The organism is Mesorhizobium sp. M7A.F.Ca.CA.002.04.1.1, from assembly GCF_004022805.1.
In the GTDB taxonomy this organism is placed as follows: domain Bacteria; phylum Pseudomonadota; class Alphaproteobacteria; order Rhizobiales; family Rhizobiaceae; genus Mesorhizobium; species Mesorhizobium ciceri.
The window spans coordinates 1-6,694 of the sequence record NZ_RZPL01000278.1 but is presented as its reverse complement, the minus strand read 5'-3'; the positions used below and the strand labels follow the sequence as shown (position 1 = coordinate 6,694).

The window sequence follows — 6,694 nt, the reverse complement described above, 5'->3', positions numbered from 1 at the left end:
GGTCAGGAATTTCTCGAACGCCTGCCCCCAGGGCAGCGAGATCAGCTCGACCTTGATGCCTGGATTGGCCGTTTCGAACTCGGCGATCTGCTTCTTCAGGAATTCGGTGCGTGGCGGGCTGGTGATGACTTCGACCATTTTCAGGGTCGAATCGGCCACAGCATTTCCGGCGGAAATCGCCAGTCCCGCAACGGTGGCAAGCATGACGGTCAGTTTTTTCATGTTCAAGACTCCCATTTTGAACCCGCTTGTTATTTTCTGGCTTTTTCGAAGGCTTGGGCGACATCCGCCCACAGGTCTTCGACACTCTCCAATCCGACATTGAAGCGGATGGTTCGGGGGCTGACGCCGAAGCGCGCCATCGAATTCAGGCCCGGCGTCTGCTCCAGCGACGCCTTGGCCGGCACGACCAGGCTTTCATGCCCGCCCCAACTGACGCCGATGCGGAAATATTTCAGCGCGTCGACGAAGACGGGGATGTCAATCTCGTCCGTAACCTCGAAGGAGAACAGCCCGGCATAGCCGGCCAGCGTCGCCTTGCCCGGGTGGTTCGAATAGACGGGATGGTTGACCCGCTCGACAGCGGCATGCGCCTTCAGCCGTTCGGCGATGGTCAGGCCGCTCTTCATGTGGTGCGGCAGGCGCAGCGGCAGCGTGCGCAGGCCGCGCAGCAAAAGCCACGCTTCGAACGGTGACAGCTTGCCGCCGAGATAGGAATAGGTCTGCTCGTTGATGTGCTTGATGTGGGCAGCCGAACCCGCCACGACGCCCGCGACCGTATCGCTGTGGCCGCCAAGGTATTTCGAGGCCGAATGCAGCACCAGGTCGACGCCATGCGTGATCGGCTTCTGGAACACCGGCGTCGCCCAGGAATTGTCGATCGTGGTGACGATGCCCTGTTCCTTGGCCAACCGTGTCAGATGCGCGATGTCCTGCAGCTCGAACATCATCGAGGTCGGGCTTTCCAGATAAAGCAGCTTGGCGCCGGGAAGTGCCGCCGCGACCGCATCCGGGTCGGAGCCGTCGACATAGTCGACCTTGATGTTGAGGCGCGGCAACAGCCGCTCGAACAAACGGTAGGCATCGCCATAGCAATTGCGCACCGCCACGATGCGCTCGCCCGCACCGACGAACGCAAGCACTGTGGCGCTGATCGCCGCCATGCCACTGGAAAAGCCGCGCGCGGCTTCTGCGCCCTCGAGCGCTGCCACGCGCGCCTCGAACTCCATCACCGTGGGATTGTCGCCGCGCGAGTAGATCGGCTGCCTTCGTTTGCCGGCAAAGGTATCGGCCATCTCGGCATAGTTGGCGAAGGTGAACAGCGAGGTCTGGTAGATCGGCGGCACCACCGCACCGCCGGGGAACGGTTCGTCATGCGCCAAAAGCGTGGCCGCTTCGGTGAGATAGTCGTAATCGAAACCTGATGGATGCTCGTTCATGTCTGGCTCGAGAGTTTGAGTTTGGCCGCGCCGCGCTTGAGGTCGTCCTCGACGGTGGCGATCAGCTTGAGCGCCTCGGCGCGAGCGCCCTGCGGATCGCGGGCAGCAATGCGTTCGTAGATGGTCCGGTGATAGGGAAAGCTGGCGTGGCCGAAGTCACGCACGCCGAGCGGATGCTCCCAGAAGCGGTGAAACAGCTCATGCATGGCGGCGATGATCTGCTCGAACAGCGGATTGCCCGAGACCCGGTAGATCGCCTGGTGGAACTCCCAATCCTCTTCCGACGACATGCCCTCGCGCGTGCGGAACGCCTGTTCCATGATGTCGAGCTTGCGTGCGATCTCGGCAATATCGGCTTGGCTGGCGCGTTCGGCGCAAAGGGCTGCTGCCTCCGCCTCCAGCGCGCGGCGGATCTCCAGCGTCTGCATCAGGCTGGTGAAATCATTGCCGCCGGCCAGTGTCAGCGGCATGTGCAGCATATCAGGCGAAACAGCCGCCTTGAGATAGGTGCCGCTGCCTTGCCGGCGTTCGACGAGGCCGAGCCCTTCCCAGCGTGTCAGAGCCTCGCGCACGGTGTTGCGGCTGACCTTCAGCCGCTCGGCGAGAATGCGTTCGGTTGGGAGTCTGTCGCCCAGCTGCAGGGCTTCGGCGCGAACAAATCCCACCAACGCCTTCAACACGGCGTCGTCGCGCGCCGTGATTTGAATGGGTGGCAGGCTGTTCTGGTCCACATTTCCTCCGAGTGGTCCAATGGTCCAACCAATTCTGCACAGTTGAAAACTCCTGTCAACAAACTGTCAGGAGCACTGTCGGAGGAAGCGACGCAATATTCTCAAGGCGGTCGCGCGATCGCGTCTGCTAACCTGCGGCAGCAGGCGGCCCGAACCAGGTGGTCAGCGCGCCCACAAGGCCCCGTTGGGTTCCCGCCCCGGCCCAAGCCACATAACCATCGGGCCGGATCAAGACCGCGTCGGGCGCAACGACACTCCCGAGAGCCGGCAGGTCCCAGATACCGGCGTAACCGGCGTCGATCTGCCGAACCCGTTCTGCCCAGGGCGCGATGTCCAGTCTGCCGGGCTCACCGAGGTTGAGCAGCACGGGCCGCGCGTCGTGCAGCAAGGTGAAGACCCGCAACGGTCCGCCGGCGGTGGTCAGATCGAGATCGGGCATTCGCCGCCCAAGCAGCGGGTGCCCCTCTTCGAGGTCGTAGTGGACACACAGGCCGGACATCTCGGCTGCGATCTTTTTGCGGGGTTCATCCATGCCGAGCAACTCGGCAACGGTGTCGGCCAAGGCCTTGCTGCGGTCATCCGTGCGGCGAAGCGCGACCTGCGCCATCGTGTTACGCAACACGCGGGCGGCAACCGGATGGCGCTCGGCGTGATAGCTGTCGAGAAGGCTTTCCGGCGATATCCCCTTGATGACCTGGGCCAGCTTCCATCCAAGGTTCACCGCATCCTGCACGCCGATGTTGAGGCCCTGTCCACCCATCGGCGGATGGACGTGGGCGGCATCGCCGGCCAGCAGCACGCGTCTGTCGCGATATGCGGCAGCCTGGCGCGTCATGTCGGTGAAGCGGGAGAGCCAGGTCGGGCTGTGGACCCCAAAATCGGTGCCATAGATGGCGGCCAGCGCCTCGCTGAGCTCGCGTAGCGTCGGTTCGCCGCGCGCCTCCAGGCGGGGCTCCGTCAGCACGACGCCAACCTTCTTGCCGTCCTCGATCTTACCCAGGGCATGAATTCCGGAGGCGTTGCTGCGGAAGCCCCATGCCGGTTCTTCCGACATTTCGACCTCGGCAATCATCCAGCTCATCGTCGGATCCCATCCGGTGAACTCGATACCGGCCGCCTTGCGAATGGTGCTGCGGCCTCCGTCGCAGCCGACCAGATATGCGGCCCTCAGGCGGTGACCGGTGGACAGTTCGACGTCGACGCCGCTGTCGTCCTGGATAAACCCCGCAACCTCGTGTTCACGATAGATCGGCACCTTCAACTCGCCGACCCAGTCGGCCAGGATGCGCTCGATGTGGTTCTGCCGCAGCGCCAACAGGTAATTGTGCCGGGTTGGGAAGTCGCTGATGTCCAGGCGGATCATGTGAAAACCTACGGCCGGGCTCACTTGGCCCTGCGAGAGGAACCGATCAGCAATTCCGCGCTGGTCGAGCACCTCGATGGTGCGTGCATGGAGGCCACCTGCGCGCAGGCCGGCAAGTTTCTGATCCGGCCGCCTTTCGACAATGGCAACGTCGACGCCTGCTAGCGCCAGTTCGCCCGCCAGCATCAATCCCGCCGGACCACCCCCGGCGATCACCACCGCATGATCTGAAACCATTGTCATCACTCCCGTTTTCCGCACCTTGGTTCGGGTCGGTTTTACGGGAGGAGCCGGGTCTTGCCGCAAGCCCCTTGTGCGCCATATGTATGAAATGGAAGGGAACGGTATTGTTTCCCCTGTTGGTTGCCGCGGAACAAGCGCTCGGGGCAATTTCCCCTAACGATATCCAGATTTTCAGGCGCAAAAACCCAGAGTCTTCCGTGCTTTGGCACGGAGCTCTGATGTTCATTGGAAAGAAGGGGGCCGGTCGGCGTTTGGCAGCGGTACGAGGAGGCCACTATGTGCCAGCGCCGGCCGGCCGACCCCACGGACCCAGGAGATGCGGCGGACCTGAGCATCATGGGGTATTCCCAGGGACCGGAGCCGGCGGTCTATCCTCGTGCCGGCTTCGTCTTGGCCTGCACAGTCGCGCAAGAGCTTATAAAAATCAACAGTTTCTTAACCAAGGCTCGCGAATCGCTTGGATTAAGGTAAACGGGTAACCCTGTCGGGTTGACTGGATAATCGGGGCTGGGTCACTACGCCGCCTTGGCGACGACCCGATTGCGGCCGCCGCTTTTGGCTTCGTAGAGCGCGAGATCGGCACGCTTCATGAGCGCCGCCACCGTGTCCACGCCCTTCAGCACCGACGACACGCCGACGCTGACCGTGACTTCGATCGCCTTGCCGTCCTGGCCAATGGCGAAAGCCGCCTGGGCGATTTCGGCGCGAATGCGCTCGGCCACCTTCTCGGCCACCGCGCCCTCGGTATCCGGCATCACCACGACGAACTCCTCGCCGCCAAAGCGGCAGGCAAGGTCGATACCCCTGACATTCTTGCGCAGCCGCCGTGCGAATTCCCGCAGCACCTCGTCGCCGCCATCATGACCGTGCGCGTCGTTGATCGCCTTGAAGCGATCGAGGTCGGTGATCATCACCGACAGCGGCCGGCGCCGTGCCACGGCGCGATCGAACAGCGTCTGCAGATGGCTGTCCAGATAGCGGCGATTGTGCAGCCCGGTCAGACCGTCGGTCACCGCCATTTCGATTGTCTGGGTGACGCTGGCCCGTAGCTGGTCGTTGTAGCGCTTACGGCGCACCTGCGTGCGCAGCCGTGCCGTCAGTTCCTGCTGGTCGATCGGCCGCATGAGATAGTCGTTGATGCCGAGTTCCAGGCCGCGAATGATGCGTTCCTCCTCGCCCTCCTCCGCCAGCAGGATAATCGGCACGAAGCGGGTGCGATCGAGCGAGCGCAACTGCGAACAGAGCCTCAGCGGATCGAAATCGGCGAACGCGGTCGAGATCATCACGCATTCATAGGATGTCTCGGCGGCCTGGAAGAAACCGGCATGCGGATCATGTGTGACGTCGAGGTCGGCCCGATCACGCAGCATCTTCTGGATGCGCTCGACGGATGTTTTGCGCTCGTCGATCAAAAGCACTTTCGGCGTCGTGTCCTCGGATGCGAAATTGCGGCTGAGCAACTCCTCGATGCCGATATTGCGCGTCGTCGAGGCGCGCAGCCGCAACTCGTCGGTCAGCGACTTCAGCCGAACAAGGCTCTTGACGCGCGTCATCAGCTGCAGGTCGTTGACCGGCTTGGTCAGGAAGTCGTCGGCGCCAGCCTCAAGCCCGCGGACGCGGTCGGAAACCTGGTCCAGCGCGGTGATCATCACCACCGGAATGTGCGATGTCGCCGGATCGCTCTTCAGCCGCCGACAGACCTCCAAGCCGTCCATATCGGGCATCATCACATCGAGCAGCACGACATCGACCTTGCCGTTCTCGCAGGTCTCGATCGCATCCGGCCCGTTGGTGGCGGTCAACACTTCGAAATATTCGGCCAGCAGCCGCACTTCCAGCAGCCGCACATTGGCAGGGATATCGTCGACGACGAGGATCCGCGCAGTCATTTCATAACGCTCCGGCTCGGCTGAAGGGGCACATCACGCATCGCCCAGATAGGATTTGATGGTTTCGATGAAACGCGGCACCGAGATCGGCTTCGAAATATAAGCCTCGCAGCCACCCTGGCGGATACGTTCCTCGTCGCCTTTCATGGCGAAGGCGGTCACGGCAATGACGGGGATGACGTGCAGTTCGTCGTCCTCCTTCAGCCATTTGGTCACTTCAAGCCCCGACACCTCAGGCAACTGGATATCCATCAAGATGAGATCCGGCCGGTGCTGGCGTGCCAGATCGAGCGCTTCCAGACCGTTGCGGGTGCGCACGGTCTCGTAACCGCTTGCCTCGATGAGGTCCCGAAAGAGCTTCATGTTGAGCTCATTGTCCTCGACGATCATAACCTTCTTCGGCATCGATATCCCGTCCCGGCCGCCCTTCCGCTTCGAAGGCGACCGTCATGCGCCCATATCTGAACGCACCAAACCCTGCTTCACTTTACGGCAATATGATTGACGAAACGGAAATCCGCGGCTGGAAAACAGCGCGAATTCTACCTCGTCGCCTGCGCGTCCAAAGGGCGCGCCACGCTCTAATGGCTTGCCGCAAGCAACTCTTGCCATTACTGCGGGAGAGACTCATTCCACACACCGAAGGTAGTGATGGCAAACGCAGCGTCAATGCGCGAAGAAGCGGAATCGATTGCCGTGAAGGCCCTGGGCTTTGTCGCCTCCGATCCGGAGCTTTTGCCGCGCTTTCTGGCTATCACCGGCATAGAGGTCCATTCGATCCGCAAAGCCGCCAGTGAGCCGGGTTTCCTGGCTGGTGTCCTGCAATTCATCCTCGCCCACGAGCCGACGCTGATGCGCTTTGCCGAGGAAACCGGCACCCCGCCGGCTGCTGTCGGCAAGGCCCTGCGGTCGCTGCCGCTGGGCGATGACAATCACGAGCATTCCATATGAGCGATGATCCAGAAACAGCGCGCCAGATCGAAGAACTGGCAGCCGACAACCGGCCGTTGCTGGTGCTCGATGTCGACG

The 6,694-nt window shown here is 62.3% G+C and carries 6 protein-coding genes and 1 pseudogene; 1 reads left to right on the top strand and 6 read right to left on the bottom strand.

The window, feature by feature from the left end; genetic code table 11:
* From ENZ75_RS16175 to ENZ75_RS16145, 6 genes and pseudogenes are all read right to left on the bottom strand, one after another.
* Positions 1-222: pseudogene (locus ENZ75_RS16175) on the bottom strand (sugar ABC transporter substrate-binding protein); the annotation flags it as partial.
* Positions 223-251: 29 nt separating this feature from the next.
* On the bottom strand, positions 252-1,439 hold the full coding sequence (locus ENZ75_RS16170; protein ID WP_063167895.1) for a PLP-dependent transferase: 1,188 nt from the start codon (positions 1,437-1,439) through the stop codon (positions 252-254).
* A complete protein-coding gene (locus tag ENZ75_RS16165; protein ID WP_013531928.1) occupies positions 1,436-2,170 on the bottom strand; it encodes a FadR/GntR family transcriptional regulator in 735 nt (244 codons plus the stop codon). The genes ENZ75_RS16170 and ENZ75_RS16165 overlap by 4 nt, the downstream gene beginning before the upstream one ends.
* Positions 2,171-2,297: 127 nt before the next feature.
* Positions 2,298-3,770 (bottom strand): FAD-dependent monooxygenase, encoded by a 1,473-nt coding sequence (locus ENZ75_RS16160; RefSeq protein WP_063170221.1) that lies wholly within the window; start codon positions 3,768-3,770, stop codon positions 2,298-2,300.
* Between the two features lie 521 nt (positions 3,771-4,291).
* Positions 4,292-5,665 carry a PleD family two-component system response regulator gene (locus ENZ75_RS16150; RefSeq protein WP_063167894.1) on the bottom strand — a complete coding sequence of 458 codons (1,374 nt, stop codon included), beginning with the start codon at positions 5,663-5,665 and terminating at the stop codon, positions 4,292-4,294.
* 33 nt (positions 5,666-5,698) lie between these two features.
* Positions 5,699-6,070 (bottom strand): response regulator, encoded by a 372-nt coding sequence (locus ENZ75_RS16145; RefSeq protein WP_013531932.1) that lies wholly within the window; start codon positions 6,068-6,070, stop codon positions 5,699-5,701.
* 246 nt (positions 6,071-6,316) lie between these two features.
* Between ENZ75_RS16145 and ENZ75_RS16140 the strand changes: the two genes are divergently transcribed.
* Entirely contained in the window at positions 6,317-6,616 is a 300-nt protein-coding gene (locus ENZ75_RS16140; protein ID WP_024503583.1) for a DUF3572 domain-containing protein, read from the top strand.
* Positions 6,617-6,694 lie beyond the last annotated feature (78 nt).